Genomic DNA, 24,561 nt, shown 5'->3' with positions numbered 1-24,561 from the left:
TTCGGGGGGTAAACTTGTATCACTTGTCTCAGGCCTGTGCCGTCGCCCGGCGACGCCACCACAACCAGCCGCCGGACAGGATGAGCGGCAATAGCACCACAGCCTGAGCCAGCAGAGTTTCAAGGGTGGGATAGACGCCCAGCCAGGTTATCCGGGGAACACCCGGCAATGGGGTGATGTCCACCCACCCGGCTTCCTGGAGTTCAAGAATGCCGGTGCCGGCAAAGCTGAAGGCGAGATAGAACAGCAGTGCTGCTGTCGCACTGAAGAACAGGGGTAAGGGCAGTCGCAAGGAGGCCGTGCGCATCACCAGGAAGGCAATCACCAGCGCACCGGCAGCTCCCGCAGCACCCAGCAACATGGGCAAGGCGGCATTTTCCGCCTGCCCCGCCAGCGCGTAATAGAACAGGATGGTTTCCGCCCCTTCCCGGTATACGGCCAGGAATACCGCCAGTCCCAGCGCCCAGAGCTGGCCTTTGGACAGGGCGTTATCCACCTTGCGGCGGATATAGGCCTGCCATTTGTCGGACTGCCGCTTGGCCAGCAACCAGTGGCTGACGTACAGCAATACCGCAGCGGCAAAGAGCATGGTGATGCCTTCCAGCGCCTCTCGGGCGGTTCCGGAAACATCGAACAGAATCTTCATGCCGTAAGCCGTCAGTACGCTGGCCAACAGGGCCAGACCAACCCCGGCATAGAGCGACGACATGCCACGGCCGCCGGCGGAACGACGCACGTACGCCGCCAGGACCATCACCACCAGCATGGCTTCAAAACCTTCACGCAACAGGATCAGGAAAGACTGCAGGACCAGCCCGGTGAAACTCAGGTCTTCATTGGCAAACAGATTGGCCACATCGCTGGTCAACGCACCCTTGAGTTTGGACCAGGCTGCAGCCACCTCGGCTTCCGGTGCGCCCTTGGCGGACAGGCCAATCACCTCACCGAACCGGGATTCCACCCGGGTTTTCAGGGATGGGTCCTTCATGCCGACGGCAGTTTCCAACCCCCTGCCCTCGAACACATCGAAGTACAGGGCCGAAAACCGGTCCATGGTGTCCATGCCGTTGGCGGGTTCGTAGGCCTGCAGGGCTTCATTACCGCTGGCCACCAGCTCAGCGATGACGGCATCGGCATCCACTTTCTGAGCGGCGGCATTGGCGTTGCCGGCCGTCAGCGCCATCAGCAGTAACAACAGACACCGGACAATCATTGGTTCACCTCGTACACCGAGCGTGGAACGCCCGCTTCGTTGAGCTGTTTCGCATGATCGACAAGGGCCTGCTTCAGCTCATCGACCGCAGTTGCCACCTCGTTCTCCGGCGCTCCGCTCTTGATGTCCTTGCGGATGTCACCGAACTGGCGCTCAAGCAGAAACGCCGGTTCAATACCCAGATGGCTGCGAATGGCCGCCTCCATCTTTTCCCCTTCAAACGGACCGAAATAGGCCTGGATGACCTCCCGCCGCGCTGTTTTGGCATCTCCGGCTTGGTAACTGGCCAGTGCGGCCTCCAACTGTTCGATGACCTGATCGGCCACTGGCATCCAGTCCTCGTCCGCCGCCTGGGCCACCGAGGCTGCCGACATCGCCAGTAACAGACACAACACACGGACTACCATCATCAGACTCTCCGTTCCGGTTCAGACAAAATTGAAAAGGCTCAAAGCACGGCCATCCACCAGGCCGCCGCCATGGCACTGCTGCCCATGGCCGCTGGCAGGACGGCCCAGACACGCCCCCGGTCAACGCCCAGACCAGCCAGAATCCGCCAGGCCAGCCAGAGGCTCCAGAACCAGCCCAGCAGAATCATGGCCGCCTTCACATCATTCACCACTGCCGGGGCCATCCCCAGCCGCAGGAAAGGCGTGAACAACTCGGTGGCCAGCCCGATCATCAGGGCCATCAGGGCAACGGGGGCCTGGCTATAGCCAATCTGCACGGTGGCGCGAAACAACTGGGGCGCACCCCCAAGCCATCTCGCGATCAGGGCGCTGCCCCAGGAAGCGGCGCCAAGGACCAGAGCGGACAGCACCATGACCGTCATCATGGTGCCGGTGATCATGAAGAAGTCGAGCCAGCGGAACACCTCCCGCCGTTCGGGGTGCACGCTCATCAGCCAGGCCGGACCGGGTTCGCCAATCCAGTACTGGCCCTGCTCGATGAACCAGGTACCCAGGGCCTGACGCCAGACGTTGTAGAAAGGCAATACCAGCCAAAGGAAACCACCCAGGGCAATCCCTGCGCCCAGGAAGATAAACAGGGTTTCCCAGCCGTCGGGCGCATGCTTGCGGATCGATTCCAGTTCCTGCCCGGGGCGGCGGAAAGACACCGCCAGCCCCGCCTGATGCCCGGGCAGGATGCAGCGCATGCATTCAATGCAATGCCGGGCGGCACGTTTGCGGGGCAGGTCAATATAGGTGGGGCAGATGGTCTTGTCGGTCAGCGCATCGGGGCCGTCTTTTCGCTTGCGGGGGGAGAGCTGGACCGCGCCCAGTCGGGCAAAGACACCAAGCAGCAGGCCGATGGGGCACAGGTGCCGGCACCAGACCCGCTTGTTCCGGCCCCAAAGCCAGCCCACCAGAATGGCCAGCAGGAAGGTGCCGCCGAAGATTTCCAGGGCGGCTTCCGGGTGATCACGGACGCCAGTCGTCTGCCCTAACAGGGTAATGACGATAAAACTGAGGATGGGCGTGCCCGGCCAGCGAATCCAGGCCGGGGTCCGGCGCTGCAGGCCATGCCGGTTGACGAGTTCCGAAGCGGCGCCCATCGGGCAGAGAAAGCCGCACCAACTCCGGCCGGTCACCACGACCGAGAAAAACACCAGCGGAAACCAGACGCCCCAGAGCAGGTAGTTGGCCAGCACGCGGCCGTCATCAAGGAAGGTGGCCTGTTCGGAAGACTCGGGCAGATAAACCGGCACCACCAGCACCGCCAGGAACACCACGAACATCGCCAGGTGTACCCAGGGCAGCCAGGGCCGCAGACGAGCCAGCATGTGCTCGGTGGCCGGGCTCTCCGTAACCGGTGCCGTGTCAATACTGAAGCGACGGGGACTGGCCGGCTCGGTAACGTTCGTGGCGGGAATAGGTTGCATGGCATCTCCCTGGATCAACCATGCCTAAACTACTCCAGATAAGGTCTATCAATAATGATTCTTATCAAATTACGCGGATGAAAACGGTTACCGTTCAATTTTCAATCAGCCGACCAGATCCATTCCCGGCCTGCCGTACCAGTAGCCGTTACAGGGCGGTGCCTCAACCAGCTGTAATGGATCGGTCTGTGGCACCTCGCCCCGGCGCACCTGATCAAAACGCCGGACCACTGCCTCCATGCCCTGGTGCTCGGGGCTCAGCCTGACAGTGTTGACGCCCATGCGCTCCATCTCGGGCATTTCGCGCATCAGGTCATAGCGGGCGCCGGAGAGCGTGGAAATACCGTTCAGGCGGAACAGTTCGCGGGATTCCCGTGACCTCAGCTCCAGGCCGTCCGGGTGCTGCAGGCAGCGGAACTCGCAGTTGTCCTTGGGCAGGTTGTAGTGCCGGGCGGTAAAGCACCGGGACGACCAGGCCAGGGGCAGAAAGCCCCACGCGAAGACTTCTGCGGGCAGATCCAGCCCTTCATCCCGTATTCCGTCGATCAGTTGGCCCAGGGTTTCCTTGCCCAGCTCAACAGGCAGGTTCCAGCCTTTGAGCCCCTGACGCGCCAGCACTTTCAGGGTGGCAACATTGTAAATATTCATGGATGGCCCGGTCACAAACGGAATACCGTTGCGGGCTGCAACCTGTAATGCACTCTGGTCATTGGCCTCCACCAGGAAGTCATCCTGCTCGCAGATCCGGCGCAGGCGCCGCAGGTCTGCTTCCGACTCGATCAGGGTCTGGGTCGACAGCACCACCTCCTTGCCGCAGGCCTTGAGGTCCCGCGCCAAGGCAAACCAGTCATCGGGCTTGAGCTCCCGGCGCCGGGAGCAGACAGCCTCGCCCAGGTAAATCGTATCCACCGGCCAGTCGGCCGCCTTGCCGTAGAAATCAAATACGGTCTGTTTGGACCAGAACCACAGAATCGGGCCCAGTGATAGTTTCATCATGATTGGCAGAACCTTATTTCCACTTGCGGTGATAGGCCCCGAGGGTGGTCAGGCCTCCCTCGGAGAGCCCCGACAACGTGCTGCGCCAGGCATCTTTCACGGCGTATTCCTCCGGGGCCCGGCCCAGGCTGTCCAGCGCCTGACGCCAGGTGCGAGCCACATCGGCAATATAGGCGGGGCTGCGCTGGCGGCCCTCGATCTTCACGGCACTGATGCCCAGTGACTGCAGTTCCGGCAACAGGTCCATGGTGTTCAGGCTCACCGGCTCCTCAATGGCGTGATAGACGCTGCCGCCAACCTCGAACCGGCCCTTGCACAGGGTCGGGTAGCCAGCCGGTTCACCGGGACCATAGCGGTCAATCAGCACGTCGTTCAGACGGGACTCCAGCCCCCGGGGCGTTTCCTGCCAGCGCACGGCCTTGGCCGGAGAACAGGCGCCCCGGGTGTTCGGGGATTCATCAGTCAGGTAGGAGGACAGATAGCACCGGCCCTCGGCCATGATGCACAGGCTGCCGAAGGCAAAGACCTCCAGTTCCACCGGACTTTGACGGGCCACGCCCCGAACCTGATCCAGAGACAGCACCCGGGGCAGCACCGCACGGCGAATACCGAAATTGTCCTTATAAAAGGAAAGCGCCTCGTAACTGGTCGCGGAACCCTGTACCGAGAGATGGCGGGCCATGTCCGGGTAGCGGTTGGCGGCGTAATCCAGCAGCCCCATGTCGGCCAGGATAATGGCGTCGACACCCAGAGCGGCAGCCCGGTCCACTGCCGCTTTCCACTGTTCCCAACCATCCGGCTGGGGATAGGTATTGATGGCGCAGAACACCCGGCTGCCATGGTTATGGGCATACTGGATACCCTCGGCAGCGCGCTTGTCGTTGAAGTTCAGGCCGGCAAACTGGCGCGCGTTTGTGCTGTCACGAAAGCCAAGGTAAACGGCATCAGCGCCGTTATCCACGGCGGTTTTCAGGGCTGGCAGACTGCCGGCGGGGCAGACAAGTTCCATGACGTTCTCCGGGTTACAAAAACTGCCAGCACCATAACCATACCGCCCCTACCTCTCCTTGACCTTCGTCAGCGGAAAGCGGGAAAGTCATTGCTACCCATATGGTAGTACCCTACGCATTTTCCCTTACCTGGGAATATTACCAGTCCAATCAGCATGATATGGCCTGGTAACAAAGCGTTACAGGGTATGAACTACCTCAACATTTACCCCAAACCGCCGATACACCAACGACCCTGATGTATTCATAATCCCCCGCAAAATCGGTAAAGAGGCTCAGTCGATGAATCTCCTGAACAATCTGTCGATGCGCGGCAAACTGATCACCCTGGTGCTGCCCGCCCTGCTGGTCATCCTGTTTTTTGCTGCTCAGAGCGTTACACGCAACCTCAATCAGTTGTCCGGTATGCAACAGCTCCAGGCACTGGTAAGTCTGGCCAGGCTTGGCGACCCGGTGGTGGAAGAACTGCAACGGGAGCGGGGCCGCTCAGCCATTTACGTATCCAGCCGGGAGGATACCGGCTCTGCCCAGCAGGCCAGCGATAACCTTACCCGGCAGCGGCAGAAGACCGATCAGGCCTACACGGCGTACCGCCAGGGACTGGAGAAGCTGCTTGGCGACGCCTCGTTCGACGCCACGGTTCAGGCCAGCATCGGAGAATTCCGTGATGCCATGGCAGACCTTGGCAGCCTCAGGACATCAGTCAGCGAACGCAACCTCGCCACCGCAGAATCCGCAGCCCGGTATACCGGGCTCATCATGGAAGTGATCAATCGCACCTCGCTTCTGATACGCCGGGCATCGGATCCTGAGCTCACCCGCCGGATTGCCGCCTACCAGGCCCTGGCTGAAGCCGCAGAAAGAGCTGGTCGTGAGCGGGCGATTGGCGCAGGTCTCATACGCAGTGGTGACTTCAAGCTCGGCATTCTGGACACTCTGGCCTCCCTGGACGGACAACAACAGGCCTACATGAACACGGCAACCGCGATGCTGCCATCCAACAACACGGTTCGCGGGCTTGTTGAAAGGTTTAATGATACCCCTGAGCACCAGGCCATCGCCGAACAGAGAGAGACCCTGTTCAGCAGTGTTTCCGGCATGTACGCACTGGATGCGGGCGACTGGTTCCAGGCCACCACCAACCGTATTGATGCGATGAACGTGACCCGCCAGTCTCTGCTGGACCAGATTGGCCAGTTGGCGGAAACCTCCGTTAACAGCGCCCGCCAGGAACTGGTCTTCGCCTCGTTGATTGCCACGGGCGCGATTGTGCTGGTCATCCTGCTGATGATCGTCATCATCCGCGCCATCCACCGGCAGGTGAACAGTCTTCTGGGTAACCTGCAGCAGGCCATGGATACCAAGGACCTGACCCATACCATTCCTGTTACCAGTCGCGATGAGACCGGCACCATTGCACAGGCCATCAATGACCTGTTTTCGAAATTCAGCGCAGCCCTGTTGCAGATTGACCGGTCCAGCGTCCAACTGGCCACGGCCACCGAAGAGACCAGTTCCACGGCTGGCCAGAACGCCACTCAGGTGAAACGCCAACAGGAGCAGATTGAACAGGTGGCTGCCGCTACCGAGCAAATGACAACGACCTCCGAGGAAATTTCCCAGAACACCCAGGAAGTAGCCGACGCGGCCAATCGCGCTACCGAAAAAAGCCAGAACGGGGAGAAGGTCCTGCACAGCAGTGTCTCGAAAACCCGATCCCTGGCGGATTCGGTTCAGGAGGTCAATCACGTCATCGAGCAACTGGAGGAACGCAGCACCTCCATCAGCGACGTCGTGGATGTCATCCGAAAAGTAGCCGACCAGACCAATCTGCTGGCCCTGAATGCGGCCATTGAGGCAGCGAGGGCCGGAGAACACGGCCGCGGCTTTGCAGTGGTGGCAGACGAAGTGAGAACCCTGGCACAACAGACCCACGATTCCACCACACGGATTGAAGAAATCATCAACGGTTTCAGGGAAGTGACAGAAAACGCCAGCCGCTCCATCATCGCCAGCCAAAGGCTGGCGGATGAGACCTGCGATCAGGCCCGGGACATGGAACAGGCCTTCGCCGACATCCTCAACGATGTCGGTTCCATCTCCGATATGGCCAGCCACATCGCGACCGCCTCGGAGGAACAGGTTGCAGTCACCCGGGAACTGGCTGGTAACATGGAGTCGGTCAGCGAAGTCGCCATACTGTCACTGACCAGCTCCCAGGAAATCACACAAGTGACCGAAGAGCAGGCCAGACTGGCCCGCCAGCTGCAGGATCTGGCCAATGAGTTCAAGGTCAGCCAGAAAAACCCTTGAGGCCGGATAACTGAATTTGAGCGAACGCACCCCCTGGTTGGAAAGAGCATTCAAAGAGTTTGACCGACTGCCCCTGTCGGTTCGCTTTGTGCTGGCATTCACGCCTCTGGTCATTGCCGTCGTGTGGATGTCGGTCTCCAGCGGGGTTGAACGTTATCAAACCACCCGTGACATGGCGCGAATGGAGCACTATACCGATCTCGCCATTGAATCCGGCCGTCTCGCCGGCCACCTTCAGCTGGAACGGGGCCTGAGCGTCATCTTCGCAGAACAGGCGTCCCCGGCTATCCGAACGGAACTGAACCAGGCCCGGACGGCCACCGACGAGGTGTTCAATTCCCTGCGCCAGGCACTGGACCAGTCGACTACCCGTGCGTCCGCCACGCCCTATCTGAGCGACCTCAGGGCCTTAAGCGAATCCCTGCTCCAGCTACGGGCACTGAGAAATGACATCGATCGGCAACTGGCGACAGCCGAGCACATCAGTGTGTATTTCAGCAACCTTGTGCAGGAACTGAACAACCTGACCGGACGGCTATCAGGCATGCCCAGCGACAACCAGCTTGGTCGCAAGCTGCATGCCTACTTCATCATCAAACAGCTCAAGGAGTTGTTGGGGCAGGAGCGATTGCTCATTACCCGGGCACTGCTGTCCGGAGCACTGACCGAAGAGAACCGTGCACAGCTGCAGACGCTGCTGGCAAGACAGGCAAGCGTCCAGAACCAGCTATCGCACCAACTGAGCAACACTTCCCGGTATACCGGCCTGACGGCCGCTTCCCCTGCCATCCGGTTTCGGGACAGGCTGCTTGAGATTTCAGGCCCCATCCTGGACAACACCGACGTCTCGCCCCGACAGTGGTTTACCTGGCAAACAGCCCGGATGGACCGCCTGACCCAGGTGGAATCCCTGCTCGCCGATGACATCCATACGCTCACCGATGACCTGATGTTTTCGGCCACCGAGGAACTCTGGCGCTATCTGCTGATATCACCGCTGACGCTGCTGGCCTGCATGACCTTCGCCATCCTGATCTTCCGCCAGACCCACTGGCGCCTGCTGCTGTCCCAGGCGGTGTTCGAGCATACCCATGACCGGATTACCGTGACCGACCAGCAGGCCCGGATCATTGAGATCAATGATGCCTTTGAACGCAACACCGGCTACAGCCGGGAAGAAGTGCTGGGACAGAACCCGAACATGCTCCAGTCCGGCCGCCAGGACAAGTCCTTCTACCGGGAACTCTGGCAGCAGCTAAATTCCGAAGGCACGTGGCAGGGAGAAATCTGGAACCGCCGGAAAAACGGGGAGTTTTTTGCCGAGCTGACCACCATCAGCGCTATTCGCAACCGCCAGGGCAACATCGAAAACTACGTGGCGGTCTCCTCCGACATCACTGACCGCGCACTGGAGCACCAGCGTCAGCTGGAATACCGGGCCTACCACGACCCGTTAACTGGCCTGCCCAATCAGATCCTGCTCCGGGACCGCCTGGACCATGCCCTGACGCTGGCCAGGCGCACCGGCACCCAGATTATCGTCGCAGCTCTGGACCTGGACCATTTCAGCACCATCAACGAGCAATACACCCATGCCTCCGGCGATGTTCTGATTGAACGCATCGCCAAACGCCTGCGCGGCATGATCCGGGATTCCGACACCCTGGCCCGGATTGGCGGCGACGAATTTCTGGTGGTTGTCGAGCAACTGGGCAGCCTCACCGAAGGACAGATGCTGATGGAGCGGCTGCTGGATGAGCTGTCCGCCCCCATTGAATTCAACGGTCATACCGCCGCGCTGACCACCAGCATCGGCGCCACCGGTTTCCCCGACGATAACGCCGACGCTGACACTCTGATCCGCCACGCCACCGAAGCCCTGCATCAGTCCAAGCATAATGGTCGGGCCAGGCTCAGCTGGTTCGATCCGGCCCACGGACGAAACCAGAGCGACTTTTCAGACCTGCTGCAACGGCTTGAAAGAGCCCTGGCCAACGACGAACTGCAACTGCACTACCAGCCCAAGGTGGATATGCTGACCGGTCGGCTGCTGGGCGTTGAAGCCCTGCTACGCTGGCAGGACCCGGACCACGGAATGGTATCACCGGGAGACTTCCTGCCTGCGGTGGAGCTGCACCCGATATCCATCGCCATCGGCGACCGGGTCATTGAAATGGCGATTGATCAGGTTCAACGGTGGCAGAGTGAGGGCCTGACAACCGGCGTGAGCGTCAACATCAACGCGACCCAACTGCTGGCCCCGGATTTTATTGCCAGCCTCAAACGGCACCTCCGCCACCACCCTGGCTTCGATCCGTCACGACTGGAGCTGGAAGTGCTGGAAAGCGCTGCCATCAATGACATCGACCGGGCGGCGACGGTGCTTGCCGAATGCCGCAAACTGGGGGTCAAGGTCTCGCTGGATGACTTTGGCACCGGCTATGCCGCGCTCGACTACCTGAAACGGCTGCCAGCCGACACCCTGAAAATCGACCAGAGTTTCGTCCGGGATATGGACGCCGGCCGGGGCAATCTCGCCATTGTCAAAGGCATTATCGGCCTGGCCCGTGCGTTCGGGTTCGAGGTCATTGCGGAAGGGGTCGAGACCATCGACCAGGGCTGTGAGCTGATCGAACTCGGCTGTTTCCACGGTCAGGGTTACGGCATTGCCCGCCCGATGCCCGCCGGGGAAGTGGCAGGCTGGTTACAGGGCTGGCAGACACCGCCAGCGTGGCGCCAGCGCAAGGTCGGCTGACCTGGCCGGCGCCACGAGAAAGGCAATCAGATAATGCGGGAGAAACGCTGGCTGGCGCCTTCTTTGCGGTAGAGATCGAAGATCTGGCAGATAGCCCGGATCAGCAGCCGACCGGCGGGCTGAACCTGCAGAATCCGCCCGTCATCGCCGATCAGCTCATCTTCCATCATCGGCTTCAGGCGCTTGAGCTCATCGGCGAAGTAAGCGTCGAAATCCTCGTCCCACTGATCCACAAACTGCTGGCGGTCCAGACGGAACTGGCAGATCAACTGGCCAATCACCCAACGGCGGATACGGTCATCACGAGTCAGCCCCACGCCACGGATAATGGCCAACTGGCCGGCGTCGATGGACTTTTCCCAGGCTTCCAGGTCATGGTTGTTCTGGAAGTAGGCATCGTCGGTCTGACCAATGGCCGACACGCCCAGGGACACCAGGTCACAGTCGGAATGAGTGGTGTAGCCCTGGAAATTCCGGTGTAGCCGGCCTTCGCGCTGGGCCACCGCCAGGCTGTCATCCGGCTTGGCAAAGTGATCCATACCGATGTATTCATAGCCGGCTTCCAACAGCCGGTTGATGGTATTGTGCAGGATGGTCAGTTTCTGCTGCGGTGTCGGCAGGGTGTCTGCCTGAATGCGGGTCTGCGGATAGAAACGATCCGGCAGGTGCGCATAACTGAAAATCGACAGCCGGTCCGGCGACATCTCCAGCACCGCTTCCAGGGTGTCGGCAAAACTCTCCGGGGTCTGGTGCGGCAGGCCGTAGATCAGGTCGAGACTGATGGAACGGAAGCCAAGACGGCGGGATTCGTTCAGCACCGCTTCGGTCATATCCCGGGGCTGTACCCGGTTCACCGCCTTCTGCACCACAGGATTGACGTCCTGGACGCCGAGGCTGATCCGGTTGAAGCCGATATCCCAGAGGGTAGCCAGGGTGTGGTCGTCCACCTCACGGGGGTCGATCTCGACACTGTAGTCCCGGTCATCCCCGGATTGCAGGTTGAAGTGCTCGGCATAACCCGACATCAACATGCGCATTTCCTGCTCCGGCAGGAAGGTGGGCGTGCCGCCGCCCCAATGCAACTGCTGTACCGGCCGGTCCGCGCCAAACAGTTTCGACTGCATGGCTGCTTCTTTCAGGATGCGCTCAACGTAAGGCATGGCCTTGTCGCGTTTCTTGGTGATCACCTTGTTACAGGCGCAGTAGTAACAGAGGTGGGCACAGAACGGCAGGTGGGTATACAGCGAAATCGGGCCACCGGAGGCCTTGCTGCGGGCCGCCGCTTTGACCATGTCTTCCACGGAGTAATTACGGTCAAACTCCACGGCCGTTGGGTAGGATGTATACCGTGGTCCGCTCAGGTCGTAGCGGCGTATGAGGTTGTCATCCCAGATAAAAGCGGGCAATTCAATGTTCTGTGCAGAAGCAGCGTTATCGGAGGCCATAATCAAAACTCTGAACGTAAAAGGATCGGCAGACAGTATTATGCCTGAGTGGCCGTATATTGCAGTTGACGCGTATCAGTCGAGTGTATCAGAACCCTGACATGTAACGGAGCCAACCATGGCCAATCTCATCCTCGTGCTCGGCGACCAGTTGAGCCGGTCACTTTCGGCACTGAGTGACGCCGACCCAGAGCGGGACCTCATCGTCATGGCCGAGGCCGCCGAGGAAGCCGGCTACACCAACCATCACCGCAAAAAACTGGTGCTGCTGTTCAGCGCCATGCGCCACTTTGCCAATGAACTGAAGGCCGCAGGCTATTCCGTTCATTACCAGAGCTATCACCCGGACAACTCCGCTCAAAGCCTGGAGTCGGTCGTGGCCGATCAGCTGAAACAGGGGGATTTTGACCGGGTGATCACCACCGAGTGTGGCGAGTGGCGCCTGCATGAGCAGATCGCCCAGTGGCACGAGCGTCTTGGAGTGCCCGTGGAAATCCGCCCGGACACTCGCTTTATCGCCAGCAAGACGGAGTTCGCCCAATGGGCGGAGGGCCGCAAACAGCTGCGTATGGAGTTTTTCTACCGGGAAATGCGGCGCAAGACCGGTCTGCTGATGACACCAGAAGGCCAGCCCGAAGGCGGGCAATGGAACTTCGACGCCGACAACCGGAAAAAATGGTCCGGCAAGCCACCGGCCCCTGCTCCCTTCCGGGTGGAACCGGACGCCATCACCCGAGAGGTGATCCAGTTGGTGGACACCCATTTCGCCGACCACTTCGGCACCACCGGGGATTTTCACTTTGCCGTCACGGCCGATGACGCCCAGGCGGCCCTGGCACACTTCATTGACTTCGCCCTGCCCTGCTTTGGTGACTATCAGGACGCCATTTCAGACAGCGAGGACTGGCTGTTCCACGCCGTTCTCTCGCCCTACATCAACTGCGGCCTGCTCGATCCGCTGAGCGTCTGCGAAACGGCGGTGCAAGCCTGGTATTCGGGACGCGCCCCCCTGAATGCGGTGGAAGGATTCGTACGCCAGATTCTGGGCTGGCGAGAGTTCGTGCGGGGCATCTACTGGCTGCACATGCCCGGTTATGCCCGGGAAAACCGGCTGGGCAACAGCCGCGCCCTGCCCTGGTTCTACTGGACCGGCGAGACCAGGATGCGCTGCATGCATAAAGCCATCGACGCCACCCGCCGAAACGCCTACGCCCACCACATCCAGCGCCTGATGGTCACCGGCAATTTTGCCCTGCTGGCCGGGGTGAAACCGGAGGAAATCTGCGACTGGTATCTGGCGGTCTACGCCGATGCTTATGACTGGGTGGAACTGCCCAATGTGCTGGGCATGGTCATGCATGCCGATGGCGGTTACCTGGGGTCCAAGCCCTACGCCGCCAGCGGCAAGTACATCCAGCGCATGTCCGATCACTGCAAACACTGCCATTACCGGGTGCAGGATGCGACCGGGGAGCGGGCCTGCCCCTTCAACGCCCTGTACTGGCACTTCATCGACCGACACCGATCCGATTTCGCCGCCAATCCACGCATGGGCATGATGTACCGGAACTGGGACCGGCAGAAGCCGGAGAAGCGCCAGGCGCTGCTGGAGCGGGCCGAGTACCTGCTGGCCAATCTGGAACAGCTTTGACCCGCCGGGCGGACGCCCGGGTTTGCATTCAACGGCCAGCCGGTCAACACTCAGGGGAGAATAACAAAGCCACCCGATCACCTGTTCTGGAACCCGGTGTCCATGCCCGAGCTTGGCGTTCTACTGCCCTATGACTATTCGCCACTGACCATCCTGGCCTTTGTCCTGGTGCTGGCAGCTTATGGCTATGCGCTGCTGCGCATGCCGGAGCATCACAGGCCAGGCGCCGTCCGCATCGTGGCATTCGTGGTCGGTGTCCTGTTGTGTTACGGGGTCATGCAGACGCGGTTCGACTACTACTCCCAGTACATGTTTTTTGTCCACCGGGGCCAGCACCTGATCCTGCATCATATTGGGCCCTTCCTGATTGCCCTGTCCAATCCTCTGCCGGTATTCCGGTTCTGGCAGCAGCGGCTGTCTCCGGTTTTGGTCAGCGCGTTGAAACCACTCGGTCTGATCTACCGGTTGCTGCAGCATCCGCTGATCGCACCGATCCTGTTCGTGGGCCTGATCTACTTCTGGCTGTGGCCGGCGGTGCATTTTGACGCCATGCTGTCCCGGGACCTGTACTGGCTGATGAACTGGAGCATGCTGCTGGACGGCCTGCTGTTCTGGTGGCTGATGTTTGACCCGCGCTCACCGGCCTCCGGCACCGCCCTGGGCTATGGCAAGCGGATGCTGATCCTGGCGCTGGTGGCACTGCCCCAGATGATTCTCGGCGCCTGGATCGTGTTCTCCCGGGGCATGGTCTATGACGTCTACGAAGTCTGTGGCCGCGCCTGGCCCATGGCGCCGGAGACCGACCAGTTGCTGGGTGGCCTGCTGACCTGGATTCCGCCGGCGATGATGAGCGTACTGGCCATCCTGATCCTCCTACGCCGGGCCATGCACGAGGACGAGCGGGCCGCAGGCCGGCCCCCAAACCTGAAGGGAGAAACCGTCTCATGATTCGATGGCTTGCGGTGGCGCTCGCCACCCTGACCCTGACAGGCTGCCAGGCCGAACCCGAAAACTGGCACGGCAAGGATATACAGGGCCTGATGCCGGATCTCGCCTTCGAGCTCAAGGGCACCAACGGCGACACCGTCACCCCGGCAGACTCCCGCGGCCAGGTTCGCCTGCTCTACTTTGGCTTCACGTCCTGCCCGGATGTCTGCCCGGCCACCCTTGCCAAGCTGCGCCGGGCGGTCAACGACATGCCGGACCCATTGGCCGGGGACGTCACCATCCTGTTCGTCAGTGTCGACCCACAGCGGGATACCCCGGAGCGGCTGGCAAGTTACGCGGCTTTCTTCGGCGACCGGGTAGTGGGGCTCACCGCACCGGAACCCCGGCTGCGGGACCTGACCAAACGGTATCGCACCACCTTCGGCTACGACGAACCCGATGCCGAGGGCAATTACAATGTCTCCCACAGCAGCGCTGTCTATGCCTTCGACCGCTCCGGTGAAGCGCGCCTGCTGCTACGCCCCGACCTGACCGCGGAACAGGTGACCGAAGATCTGATCCAACTGGCAAGCGCCGCGCCTGATTAAGCTTTTGCCGGCTCGTCGGCATCCACCAGTTTCTGGGACGGCAACACCATCACCGTGCAGGGCGCATTCACCGCCACGTTCTCCACGGTCGCCTTGCGCAGGGACCAGCGGCTGTTACTGCCCCGGGACACCAGCAGCACCAGGTCCACCTCCAACTGGCCAGCCAGTGCGACCAGTTTGTCACCGATGCTGCCGGCCACCACATGAATGGTCGCTTCCCGGTTCAGCGGCAGGTATTTGCGGACCAGCAGATCCAGGCTTTCCCGAACCGCTTTCTCGCGGTCCTCGGGGGCTTCTTCCGTAACGTGCGGGAAAAAGCCTCCGCCGCCCGGGTTGTAGACACTGGCGAGGTGCAGCTCGCCGTCCTCGTCCAGGAGTTCCAGCGCGGCCTCCAGGGTTCTCCGGCCCTCGTGATCGTCTTCCGGATCGATGGCGATCAACAGCTTACGATACATAGTCGCTCTCCTGTTTCACTTGAGTCGGGGTGGCTTCCACCTCCGGGAACACCCGCCCCTGAACCAGTTCGGTCACATCATAGCCACGATAGTCGGCCCGCAGCGCCCGGAACAGCGACACCGCCATGAACAACAGCAGCAGGCAGAATGGCAGCCCCAGTGAGGTAATCACATTCTGCAGGGCATCGAGCCCGCCGGCGAGCAGCAGTGACGCGGCCACAACGCCCTGGGCGGCGGCCCAGAAAATCCGCTGACGGACCAGCGAGGGCTGATCCTCACGGCGGGTCAGCATGTCGATGACCAGCGAGGCGGAATCCGAGGAGGTGGTGAAGAAAATGACGATGATGACAACACTCAGCGCCGAGGCCACTTCGGCCAGCGGGAAGGCCTCCAGAAAGGCGAAGATGGCAACCGAGGGATCGTTTTCCACCTGGGTCGCCAGGTCCACCAGGCCGCCGGACTCCACATCGATGGCCGACAGCCCGAACACCCCGAACCAGACCAGGGTAAAAGCGGTGGGCGCAAACAGCACACCGGCGACAAACTCACGAATGGTGCGGCCCCGGGAAATCCGGGCAATGAAGATACCCACATAAGGCGCCCAGGAAATGGTCCAGGCCCAGTAGAACAGGGTCCATTGGCGTTGCCAGTCGGTCTCCTTGAAGGTTTCAGTCCAGAACGCCAGCCAGGGCAAGGCGTCCAGGTAATCACCAATACTCTGCACCATGCCTTCGGCGATAAACACGGTGGGCCCGACGGCCGCCACAAACAGGATCAGCAGCAGCGCCAGCACAATGTTCAACTGGGACAGCCGACGCACGCCCTTGTCCAGCCCGAGGGCCACGGACGTGGCGGCAATACTGGCGATCACCGCGATCAGCAGCACCTGCACCAGTCCGGAGGTCGGTACTCCAAACAGGTAATTCAGGCCACTGTTCAACTGCAGCGTGCCCAGTCCCAGGGAGGTGGCAACCCCGAAAAGCGTACCGAGCACAGCGATGACGTCCACGGTCCAGCCCAGCGGGCCGTAGATACGTTCCCCGAGAATGGGATAGAACAGACTGCTGATGCGCATGGGCAGGTCGTGACGGTAGGCGAAGTAGCCAATCGCCAGCCCCGGCATGGCAAAGATGGTCCAGGTATGCAGGCCAAAGTGATACAGGCTGATGGTCATGGCGTCACTCGCCGCCTGCTCCGTGCCGGCCTTGACGCCGTCAAACGGCGGGCTGGCAAAATGGGATACCGGCTCAGCCACGCCCCAGAACATCAAAATGGTGCCAATACCGGCGGCAAACAGCATGGTGAACCAGGTCAGGTTGGAATAGTCCGGCCGGCTGTCGTCGCTGCCCAGGCGGATGCTGCCATAACGGCTGACCGCCAGCCCGAACAGGAAAATCAGCAGGGAGGAAACCGACAGGATGTAGAACCAGCCCAGGTTGCGGGCCACCCAGCCAGTCAGTACACCAAAGGCACCGGCCACCTGCTCGTCAAAGGGAATTGCCAGGGCCACAAACAGGATGGCGATGCCGGCAGAGGTAAAAAAGATACCGGGAATCGTCTGCAGACCCAGTCGGCGTTGCAGCCGCTCAAGCACAAGAGCCTCCGTTGTCCTTGCCAAAACAGGCAACGACTGTAGCATACCGGTAGCAACGCTGCAGATTTACGACAATACCGTAGGTTCGCAAAAAGACAGGGCCAGAGAGCGTGAAAATCGGTGAAATTTCAGAAAAATCCGGAATTCCTGTAGAAACCATCCGGTACTACGAGAAAATTGGCCTGTTGCCGGCACCAGAGCGCCAGGACAACGGTTACCGGGCCTATCGGCAGGCTCATCTGGACCGTCTGCTGTTTATCAGACGCTGCCGGGGCCTGGATATGGCCCAGGATGAAATCCGCCAGTTGATCCAACTGGCTGACAACCCGGACGCAGACTGCAGTGACGTGGATGCCCTACTGACCCGCCACCTCAGCCATGTCCGGGAGCGCCTGCAGGAACTGGCCAACCTTGAAGCCACCCTGGAACGGCTGCAACAGGCCTGCTCCCATGGCCGAACCGTGGCCGAATGCGGCATCCTGGAAGGGCTGACCTCCGAACTCGGCGATCCGGGCGGCGCCGGGGCCGACAATCACATCCCGGGCACCCACGGTCCGGGCTGAACGGGAACCAGAGGCTTGACCCTGTAGCAACTTCAGGGTTTTAAATGGAAGCATCCACGGTTCAGGAGGTTTCCATGGCATGTTCCTGTGATGCACCACAACCCAAGTCACCGGCTCCCGGATTTCGCCGGGCCCTTTGGGTAGCCCTCTGGGTCAATCTGGCCATGTTCCTGATTGAAGGCATCGCCAGCCTGCAGTCCGGTTCTGTCTCGCTGCTCGCCGATGCCATCGATTTCTTCGGCGACAGCGCCAACTACCTGCTTTCTCTCAGCGTCCTGGGCATGGGGCTGCTCTGGCGTGGCCGGGCGGCCATGATCAAGGGTCTGACCATGACGGGTTTCGGCGTGATTGTCTGGGCTCGCGCCATCTGGGTGGTACGCACGGGCATTACCCCGGAGCCACTCACCATGGGGCTGGTCGGCGTACTGGCACTGGCCGCCAACGTGGGCGTGGCGGCACTGCTTTTCCGGTACCGGGATGGGGATTCCGATATGCGTTCGGTCTGGCTGTGCAGCCGTAATGATGCCATCGGTAATCTTGCGGTCATGCTCGCCGCCGTCGGCGTTTTCGGCACCGGCACCGCCTGGCCGGACCTGGTGGTCGCCGCCATCATGGGCAGCCTGGCAGTAACCGCCGGTATCAGTGTTGTCCGTCATGCCCGGGCGGATATCGCCAGCGCCAGAACCGGCACAGAAGCCGCACCGGTTCAGCCCGCCACCAACAGCCGGTCCTGAAGGGCCGGTTGTGTTCAGAACACCAGAGCAATCATTACCGGAATAAAACCAAGCGCAAACAGGGTGCTCAACAATGCCGTGCCGGCCGCCTGCCTCGGAGCCGCGTCCAGCAGGGTGGCAATCACCACCGTATTGGCAGCGATGGGGGTGATGGAGATCAGGAAAATGGCCTGGTACACCGCCCGGTCGTAGATGCCCAGCCAATGCGCATCAACCCACCAGAACAGCAGCGCCAGTGCCGGCCAGGCGACAAACTTGCCGAAGAACGCCAGGCCAGTGAACACCGGATTGCCGGCCAGCCCCCGGAAACTCACGATACCCATACCAATGATCATCATCCCGAAGATACTGTAGGCCCCACGCAGGTTATCGAACAGGGGCACGAACACATCGGGAATGGTAAAGCCGGACAGGTTAAGCATCACCGCCAGCGCGAAGGCATACACCGACGGCAGCCGGACCACCCGCTTCAGGGCATCCCGGATGCTGTAGCGGCCCCGCGCCGCCAGATAGAAGCCCACTGACGTCTCGAACAGTGTGGTGCCCAGCATGCAGACGATGTAAAGCGCCAGTCCCTCCTCCCCGAACAGCAGTAACGCCACCGGAATCCCGAAATAACCGGTATTACCGGTGCCCACCGACAGCGGAATCACCGGCGCACTGCCATCGTTCAGCAGGCGCCGGGCAAGGGCCATGTGCACCAGCGCCAGCACCGTACAGAAACTGAAAACCAGCCCGGGCAGCAGGATCACCTCCGGGCTCAGTGGCGCGGCCATCACCCCGGAAAACACCACCGACGGTGTCACGATGTACAGCATGATGCCGGCAATGTGCCGACCGCTAGCCTCCAGATACCGCCCGGCAATCCAGCCAAGGGCGACGGTGATATACAGCGGAAGCAGTTTGACAAAAAGAGCCAGCGCGGCAGCCATGGAATCTCCGGAAGCATCGGGCAATACGACAGGCGGAGCAGTCTATCACCTACCCATCCTGGGGTAACTCCCCGGCGCAATAGAGAAACACCCGGCCCTGCTTGATAATCATCAATAGCATTTTAGATGCATGTTTATATCCTAGTGGGGCAGTCAGGTATTCCCAACAACCAAGGAGAGAGACCTATGGCCGAGCGCTTTACCAAAAGCATGGCCAGGAACATATATCTGGGGGGAAGTGCATTCTTCGTCCTGCTGTTCCTGGCCCTGACTTTTGACACACAGGTCCGGGCCATGCCCGAGCGCGACAACCGCGACCAGCTGACTGAGCAGGTGGTGCGCGGCAAACATCTCTGGGAAGAGAACAACTGTGTCGGTTGTCATTCCCTGATGGGTGAAGGAGCCTACTTCGCCCCGGAACTGGCCAACGTATTCGACCGCCGTGGTGGTGGCGATTCGGAGGTCTTCAAGTCCTATCTCAAGGCCTGGATGAACGCCATGCCGACCAACGTCCCCGGTCGTCGCCAGATGCCGGACTTCGGCCTCACTGACGAAGAAATCGAAGACCTGGCCGCCTTCCTGGAGTGGACCTCCAAGATCGACGACAACAACTGGCCACCCAACATCGAAGGCTGAGGGAACCGATATGAAATATGAATCCCAAAGGGTCGCCATGCCCTACTTCATCTTCGCCCTGATTCTGTTTGCCGGACAGATCCTGTTCGGCCTGATTCTGGGGCTGCAGTACGTTGTCGGTGATTTCCTGTTCCCGGAAATCCCCTTCAACGTTGCGCGGATGGTGCATACCAATCTGCTGATTGTCTGGCTGCTGTTCGGCTTCATGGGCGCGACCTACTATCTGGTACCGGAAGAGGCCCAGACGGAACTGCACAGCCCGCTGCTGGCGAAAATCCTGTTCTGGGTATTCGCGGCCGCCGGCACCCTGACCATTCTGGGGTACCTCTTTGTGGACTACGCCACTCTGGCGGACGTCACCATGAACAAGCTGCTGCCCACCATGGGCCGGGAGTTCCTGGAACAGCCCACCATCACCAAGATCGGCATTGCCGTGGTTGTGGTCGCATTCCTCTACAACATCGGCATGACGGCGCTCAAGGGCCGCAAGACCGTGGTCAACATTGTGCTGATGACTGGCCTGGTCGGTCTGGCAGTGCTCTGGCTGTTCTCCTTCTATAACCCCGGCAATCTGACCCAGGACAAATACTTCTGGTGGTTTGTTGTTCACCTCTGGGTGGAAGGCGTCTGGGAACTGATCATGGGCGCCATTCTGGCCTACGTTCTGATCAAGCTGACCGGAGTGGACCGGGAGGTCATCGAGAAGTGGCTTTATGTCATCATAGCCATGGCCCTGATCACCGGCATTATCGGTACCGGGCACCACTTCTTCTGGATCGGGCCGCCCGACTACTGGCTGTGGCTGGGCTCCGTATTCTCGGCCCTGGAACCGCTGCCGTTCTTCATGATGGTGCTGTTCGCCTTCAACATGATCAACCGCCGACGCCGGAACCATCCCAACAAGGCCGCCATGCTCTGGGCCATGGGCACCTCGGTGATGGCCTTCCTGGGCGCGGGCGTGTGGGGTTTCCTGCATACCCTGGCACCGGTGAACTACTACACCCACGGTAGCCAGATCACTGCTGCCCACGGGCATATGGCCTTCTACGGCGCCTATGTGATGATCGTGCTGACCATTATCTCCTATGCCATGCCGATCATGCGCGGGCGCCCCTATGGCAACAGCAACACCGCGCAGATCCTAGAAATGTGGGGGTTCTGGCTGATGACCATCGCCATGGTGTTCATCACCCTGTTCCTGACCGGCGCCGGCATTCTCCAGATCTGGCTGCAGCGGATTCCGGAAAGCGGCGAAGCCCTGTCGTTCATGGCCACTCAGGACAACATCTCACTGTTCTACTGGATGCGACTGGTCGCCGGCTGCTTCTTCATGGCGGGCCTGCTGGTGTACTTCGGCAGCTTCTTTATCAAGGGCCAGGCATCTCCGGCGGAGGAAGTCCGGGGCCCGGCCATCGATAACCCGTAAAACCACCCTGCAGGGCCGGCTCCGGCCGGCCCTGACCATCCGGATATTGACCGTGCTGGCACAGACCCGACATCCCAGGGACACACTGCAGCAAAAACGGCTGGCCACCCGGTCGGCTTTTTTTGTGCTGTTCCTGCTTGCGCCCGTACTCGACCTTTTCCGGTACGACCTGACACAAACCCGATTCGTGGTGCTCGGTTTTCCCCTGTCTTTCAACCTGAACACGGTATCCCAGAGCGCTCCGGCCGAGCTGGCCGGACAGATCCTGTTCTGGTTCATTCTGCCCATTCTCATCCTGGTCCCGCTGGTGCTCTGGGTCGCCTGGAAGTGGGGGCGCATTTACTGTGGCTGGCTCTGCCCGCATTTTTCCGTTGTCGAGACTATCAACCACCTGATGACCCGGATCACCGGTCGACCAACCCTATGGGAAGCCCTGAAAAAAGGTCGGCGGGGCCGAATCCTCCACTGGATCGGACTGACACTTGTCTGCGCCGCCATTGGCTTTTCCTGGGCGCTGGCGATGCTGTCCTACCTGCTGCCACCGCTGCCTCTGTATCGCGAACTGATCACCGGAACCCTGGGGTTCCACCCGACCCTGTTCCTGGCGATCGCGAGCACAGTATTCACCCTGGACTTCCTGTTCGCACGACACCTGTTCTGCAAATACGGCTGCGCCTTTGGCGTGGTCCAGAGCATCGCGTGGATGACTAACGGTCGCGGGCGCATGGTTACCTTCGACACCCGGCGCGCCGCCGCCTGCCGCGACTGCACCAGAGCCTGCGATACCGCCTGCCCGATGCGACTGCCCACCCGCAGTCACAAGCGGGCCAAATTCACCTGCACCCAGTGCCTGCAGTGCGTCAGCGCCTGTCGCGAGGTGCAGAAAGACAACCCGGAAGGCGCATTGCTGCACTGGCAACCGGGCGAACCCGGTAAACAGACCGTGCTTATTCCCGTTCGCCAGATCGAAACCCGGGCCTCGCAGACCCGTGCCTGAGGAGGAGTTGTAATGGAAGAGTGGGTTGGCCTGAAATGGCATGATTACGTTACCCGTCACGCCATGGGCGAGTTCCCGGAGCATGCGGTTCACCTGAAAGACGAAGCCCGCACCCTTGGCGTGCTGTTCCGGGCCCTGGGCGGCGACCCGGCCCTGAGCCTGGTGACCGCTGAGCCCCGGCATTTCCAGATTCGTCGCAGGTTCCTGCAGAAGCTGGCTGGCACCCATCGCAAGTTTGAACTGGCCTGGCGCGACGAGGAAAGCCTGCGCCTGCCTGACCGCCTGGCCCTGTTTCCCTCCAGCCAGGTCAACCGGGAACTGTATCTCTGGCTGGCTGCCCTGGCCTCACTCGGTGAAATCCACCACCACAGCTGGCTGCAGGGCAACCAGGCCATGGTGCAGGAGCTGCTGGCCCGCTGGCCCGGGCTGGAGCCCGTCTACCAGCGGCTGGTGAAACACACTCTGCAATGGCGCCCGGACCCTGACAGCCTGCCCGATCACGAAGGCCGGCGCGAGCAGGCCATCCGCCAGGCCTTGATTCACCCCGGCAGCGTGATGGAGTTACCCGATGCCCTGACCGATCCGTGGCCGGTGGTGCTCTGGCTCTATCCGGTTCTCGGCCGGGGCCAGATCAAGGGCGAGGTCATTGGCGACGACAATGCCAGCTCCAAACCCGGAGGCCTGGCGAAAAAACGCAAACGCCGCCGGGCCGAGCGGGTGGATGCCTTCGACAAGGACCAGGGGCTGATGGTGTTCCGTCTGGAAAACCTGTTTTCCTGGTCCGAATTCATTCCCGTGGACCGGGCCGGCGACGACAGCGAGGAAGACGACGCCGACGCTGTGGCCGATGACATGGACATGATCTCCGTATCCCAGGACCGCAGCGAGGCCTCGTCGGCTATCAAGTTCGACCTGGACCTGCCTTCGGAGGAGAACGACGACCTGCGACTGGGCCCCGGCATTCACCTGCCGGAGTGGGACTGGCGGCGCCAGGGCTACCGGGAAAAGTTCTGCTGCTTGCAACCGATGCTCAGCAAGGACGCCATCCCCGGCCCCTTACCCGAGCACCTGCAACGCCCGGCGCGGACCCTGCAACGCCAGTTCAGCGCCCTGAAACCGTTACGGCAGTGGCAACGCCGTCAGCTGGATGGCGAAGAACTGGACCTGGACGCCTGCCTGGACCGGGTGGTGCAACAACACCAGGGCGTGGGTGAGATGGACCAGAAGCTGTTTCGCCAGTGCAAACAGAACCAGCGCGACCTGGCCTGCCTGGTGCTGGCCGATGTCTCTTTGTCCACCGACACCTTCATCAACAACAACCAGCGGGTGATCGACATCGCCCGCGACGGCCTGCAGCTGTTGAGCGAAGCCCTGACCGCCAGCCGGGACCCGTTCGCCCTGTTTGCGTTCTCCTCCAGGCGGCGGGACCACGTGCGCTTCCACCACATCAAAAGCTTTGACGAACCGTACAACGACACCAGCCGGGGCCGAATCCAGGCCCTGGAACCGGGCTATTACACCCGCATGGGCGCGGCCATCCGCCAGTCCATCAAACTGCTTCGAGCCCGCCCGGAGCACCAGAAGGTCCTGTTGCTGCTGACCGATGGCAAACCCAACGACCTGGACCTGTATGAGGGGCGCTACGGCGTGGAGGACACCCGCATGGCCGTCCAGGAAGCCCATCGGGCCGGCATCACCCCGTTCTGCGTGACCATTGACGAAGAGGCCAACGAATACCTGCCCTACGTCTTCGGCAGCACCAATTACGTGGTCATCAAGGACCCGACCCAGTTACCCAGCCAGTTGCCCAAGCTGTACATGAACCTGACCCGCTAACGGAGCACCCATGGCGCAAATCCAGGCAGCCCAGCACAAACACCTGCCCGGCGACCTCGCCGTCTGGTTCTTCATCTTCGCGGAACTGGCGGTGTTTGGCATCCTGTTCATCGGCTTCGGCGTGGCCCGGAGCCTGGACCCGACCACCTTCCACGACGGCCGCGCCGCCCTGCACCCATGGACCGGCCTGATCAACACCATCGGCCTGATCAGCGCCAGCTACCTGGTGGCCTGCGCAGTGCATCGCCTGCGGAACGAAAAAACCGGCACCACCGCCCTGCTCTGGGGCGCCGTTGCGGCGTCTTCGATTTATACCTTCGGCAAACTCTGGGAATATGGCGTGCTCTACGCCGATGGCTACAACTTGGGGACCGACACCTTCTTCATGTTCTATTTCTTTCTCACCTTCTTCCACTTCATGCACGTGGTGTTGGGCCAGATCATTCTGGTGGTACTGGCGGTGAAGGTGAAAAAAGGCGACTACCACACCGACAACATGAACGGCATGGAATCCGGCGCCTCCTACTGGCACATGGTCGATCTGGTGTGGCTGGTGCTTTTCCCCATGCTCTACGTTCTGGCCTGAGG

At 61.0% G+C, this 24,561-nt stretch carries 21 protein-coding genes; 12 read left to right on the top strand and 9 right to left on the bottom strand.

The window, feature by feature from the left end:
- Positions 1–28: 28 nt before the first annotated feature.
- From HNR38_RS02575 to ubiU, 5 genes are all read right to left on the bottom strand, one after another.
- Positions 29–1,213 (bottom strand): FTR1 family iron permease, encoded by a 1,185-nt coding sequence (locus HNR38_RS02575; RefSeq protein ID WP_183699451.1) that lies wholly within the window; start codon positions 1,211–1,213, stop codon positions 29–31.
- Positions 1,210–1,623 carry a hypothetical protein gene (locus tag HNR38_RS02570; protein WP_183699449.1) on the bottom strand — a complete coding sequence of 138 codons (414 nt, stop codon included), beginning with the start codon at positions 1,621–1,623 and terminating at the stop codon, positions 1,210–1,212. The genes HNR38_RS02575 and HNR38_RS02570 overlap by 4 nt, the downstream gene beginning before the upstream one ends.
- A 38-nt stretch (positions 1,624–1,661) precedes the next feature.
- The gene (locus tag HNR38_RS02565) at positions 1,662–3,095 is read right to left on the bottom strand and encodes a 4Fe-4S binding protein (protein ID WP_183699447.1); all 1,434 of its coding nucleotides are present in this window, start codon (positions 3,093–3,095) and stop codon (positions 1,662–1,664) included.
- Positions 3,096–3,200: 105 nt separating this feature from the next.
- Positions 3,201–4,091, bottom strand: a complete 891-nt coding sequence (locus HNR38_RS02560) for a U32 family peptidase (protein WP_183699445.1) — start codon at positions 4,089–4,091, stop codon at positions 3,201–3,203.
- 13 nt (positions 4,092–4,104) lie between these two features.
- The gene (gene ubiU / locus HNR38_RS02555) at positions 4,105–5,100 is read right to left on the bottom strand and encodes a ubiquinone anaerobic biosynthesis protein UbiU (protein WP_183699443.1); all 996 of its coding nucleotides are present in this window, start codon (positions 5,098–5,100) and stop codon (positions 4,105–4,107) included.
- Positions 5,101–5,383: 283 nt separating this feature from the next.
- Between ubiU and HNR38_RS02550 the strand changes: the two genes are divergently transcribed.
- Positions 5,384–7,414, top strand: a complete 2,031-nt coding sequence (locus HNR38_RS02550; protein WP_183699441.1) for a methyl-accepting chemotaxis protein — start codon at positions 5,384–5,386, stop codon at positions 7,412–7,414.
- Between the two features lie 16 nt (positions 7,415–7,430).
- Positions 7,431–10,169 carry an EAL domain-containing protein gene (locus HNR38_RS02545; RefSeq protein ID WP_183699439.1) on the top strand — a complete coding sequence of 913 codons (2,739 nt, stop codon included), beginning with the start codon at positions 7,431–7,433 and terminating at the stop codon, positions 10,167–10,169.
- Between the two features lie 26 nt (positions 10,170–10,195).
- On the opposite strand, the gene hemN is transcribed toward HNR38_RS02545, so the two are convergent.
- On the bottom strand, positions 10,196–11,614 hold the full coding sequence (gene hemN, locus HNR38_RS02540) for an oxygen-independent coproporphyrinogen III oxidase (protein ID WP_183699437.1): 1,419 nt from the start codon (positions 11,612–11,614) through the stop codon (positions 10,196–10,198).
- 118 nt (positions 11,615–11,732) lie between these two features.
- On the opposite strand from hemN, the gene HNR38_RS02535 reads away from it, so the two are divergent.
- The 3 genes from HNR38_RS02535 to HNR38_RS02525 all read left to right on the top strand — a co-directional run bounded on the left by HNR38_RS02535 (position 11,733) and on the right by HNR38_RS02525 (position 14,800).
- The gene (locus HNR38_RS02535) at positions 11,733–13,265 is read left to right on the top strand and encodes a cryptochrome/photolyase family protein (RefSeq protein WP_183699436.1); all 1,533 of its coding nucleotides are present in this window, start codon (positions 11,733–11,735) and stop codon (positions 13,263–13,265) included.
- 102 nt (positions 13,266–13,367) lie between these two features.
- On the top strand, positions 13,368–14,213 hold the full coding sequence (locus tag HNR38_RS02530; protein ID WP_183699434.1) for a cytochrome c oxidase assembly protein: 846 nt from the start codon (positions 13,368–13,370) through the stop codon (positions 14,211–14,213).
- Positions 14,210–14,800 carry an SCO family protein gene (locus tag HNR38_RS02525; protein WP_183699431.1) on the top strand — a complete coding sequence of 197 codons (591 nt, stop codon included), beginning with the start codon at positions 14,210–14,212 and terminating at the stop codon, positions 14,798–14,800. The genes HNR38_RS02530 and HNR38_RS02525 overlap by 4 nt, the downstream gene beginning before the upstream one ends.
- On the opposite strand, the gene HNR38_RS02520 is transcribed toward HNR38_RS02525, so the two are convergent.
- Positions 14,797–15,255 (bottom strand): universal stress protein, encoded by a 459-nt coding sequence (locus HNR38_RS02520; protein WP_183699429.1) that lies wholly within the window; start codon positions 15,253–15,255, stop codon positions 14,797–14,799. The genes HNR38_RS02525 and HNR38_RS02520 overlap by 4 nt on opposite strands.
- Positions 15,245–16,849, bottom strand: a complete 1,605-nt coding sequence (locus HNR38_RS02515; RefSeq protein WP_183699422.1) for a BCCT family transporter — start codon at positions 16,847–16,849, stop codon at positions 15,245–15,247. Before HNR38_RS02515 ends, HNR38_RS02520 begins: the two co-directional genes overlap by 11 nt.
- Before the next feature lie 110 nt (positions 16,850–16,959).
- Between HNR38_RS02515 and cadR the strand changes: the two genes are divergently transcribed.
- Together cadR and HNR38_RS02505 are read left to right on the top strand one after the other, a co-directional pair.
- Complete coding sequence (cadR, locus tag HNR38_RS02510) at positions 16,960–17,412, top strand: Cd(II)/Pb(II)-responsive transcriptional regulator (RefSeq protein WP_183699420.1); 453 nt, start codon at positions 16,960–16,962, stop codon at positions 17,410–17,412.
- Between the two features lie 74 nt (positions 17,413–17,486).
- Entirely contained in the window at positions 17,487–18,146 is a 660-nt protein-coding gene (locus HNR38_RS02505; RefSeq protein WP_183699418.1) for a cation transporter, read from the top strand.
- Between the two features lie 14 nt (positions 18,147–18,160).
- On the opposite strand, the gene HNR38_RS02500 is transcribed toward HNR38_RS02505, so the two are convergent.
- Positions 18,161–19,078: an AEC family transporter gene (locus HNR38_RS02500; protein ID WP_183699417.1), complete on the bottom strand. Its 918-nt coding sequence runs from the start codon at positions 19,076–19,078 to the stop codon at positions 18,161–18,163.
- Positions 19,079–19,264: 186 nt separating this feature from the next.
- Here HNR38_RS02500 and HNR38_RS02495 point away from each other — a divergent pair, with 186 nt between their 5' ends.
- From HNR38_RS02495 to HNR38_RS02475, 5 genes are read left to right on the top strand one after another with little or no spacing between them, the layout of a single operon-like run.
- On the top strand, positions 19,265–19,714 hold the full coding sequence (locus HNR38_RS02495) for a c-type cytochrome (RefSeq protein WP_183699415.1): 450 nt from the start codon (positions 19,265–19,267) through the stop codon (positions 19,712–19,714).
- A 10-nt stretch (positions 19,715–19,724) separates the two neighbouring features.
- Positions 19,725–21,140, top strand: coding sequence for a cbb3-type cytochrome c oxidase subunit I (locus HNR38_RS02490; protein ID WP_183699413.1), 1,416 nt, complete (start codon positions 19,725–19,727; stop codon positions 21,138–21,140).
- 52 nt (positions 21,141–21,192) lie between these two features.
- A complete protein-coding gene (locus HNR38_RS02485; RefSeq protein ID WP_183699411.1) occupies positions 21,193–22,137 on the top strand; it encodes a 4Fe-4S binding protein in 945 nt (314 codons plus the stop codon).
- 12 nt (positions 22,138–22,149) lie between these two features.
- The gene (locus HNR38_RS02480) at positions 22,150–23,973 is read left to right on the top strand and encodes a nitric oxide reductase activation protein NorD (RefSeq protein WP_183699409.1); all 1,824 of its coding nucleotides are present in this window, start codon (positions 22,150–22,152) and stop codon (positions 23,971–23,973) included.
- Positions 23,974–23,983: 10 nt separating this feature from the next.
- Positions 23,984–24,559: a cytochrome c oxidase subunit 3 gene (locus HNR38_RS02475; RefSeq protein WP_183699407.1), complete on the top strand. Its 576-nt coding sequence runs from the start codon at positions 23,984–23,986 to the stop codon at positions 24,557–24,559.
- Positions 24,560–24,561: the final 2 nt, after the last annotated feature.

It is taken from the genome of Marinobacter oulmenensis (assembly GCF_014201735.1).
GTDB classification, from domain to species: domain Bacteria; phylum Pseudomonadota; class Gammaproteobacteria; order Pseudomonadales; family Oleiphilaceae; genus Marinobacter; species Marinobacter oulmenensis.
The sequence above is the reverse complement of the archived record's forward strand: the minus strand, read 5'-3'. Positions and strand labels throughout refer to the sequence as shown.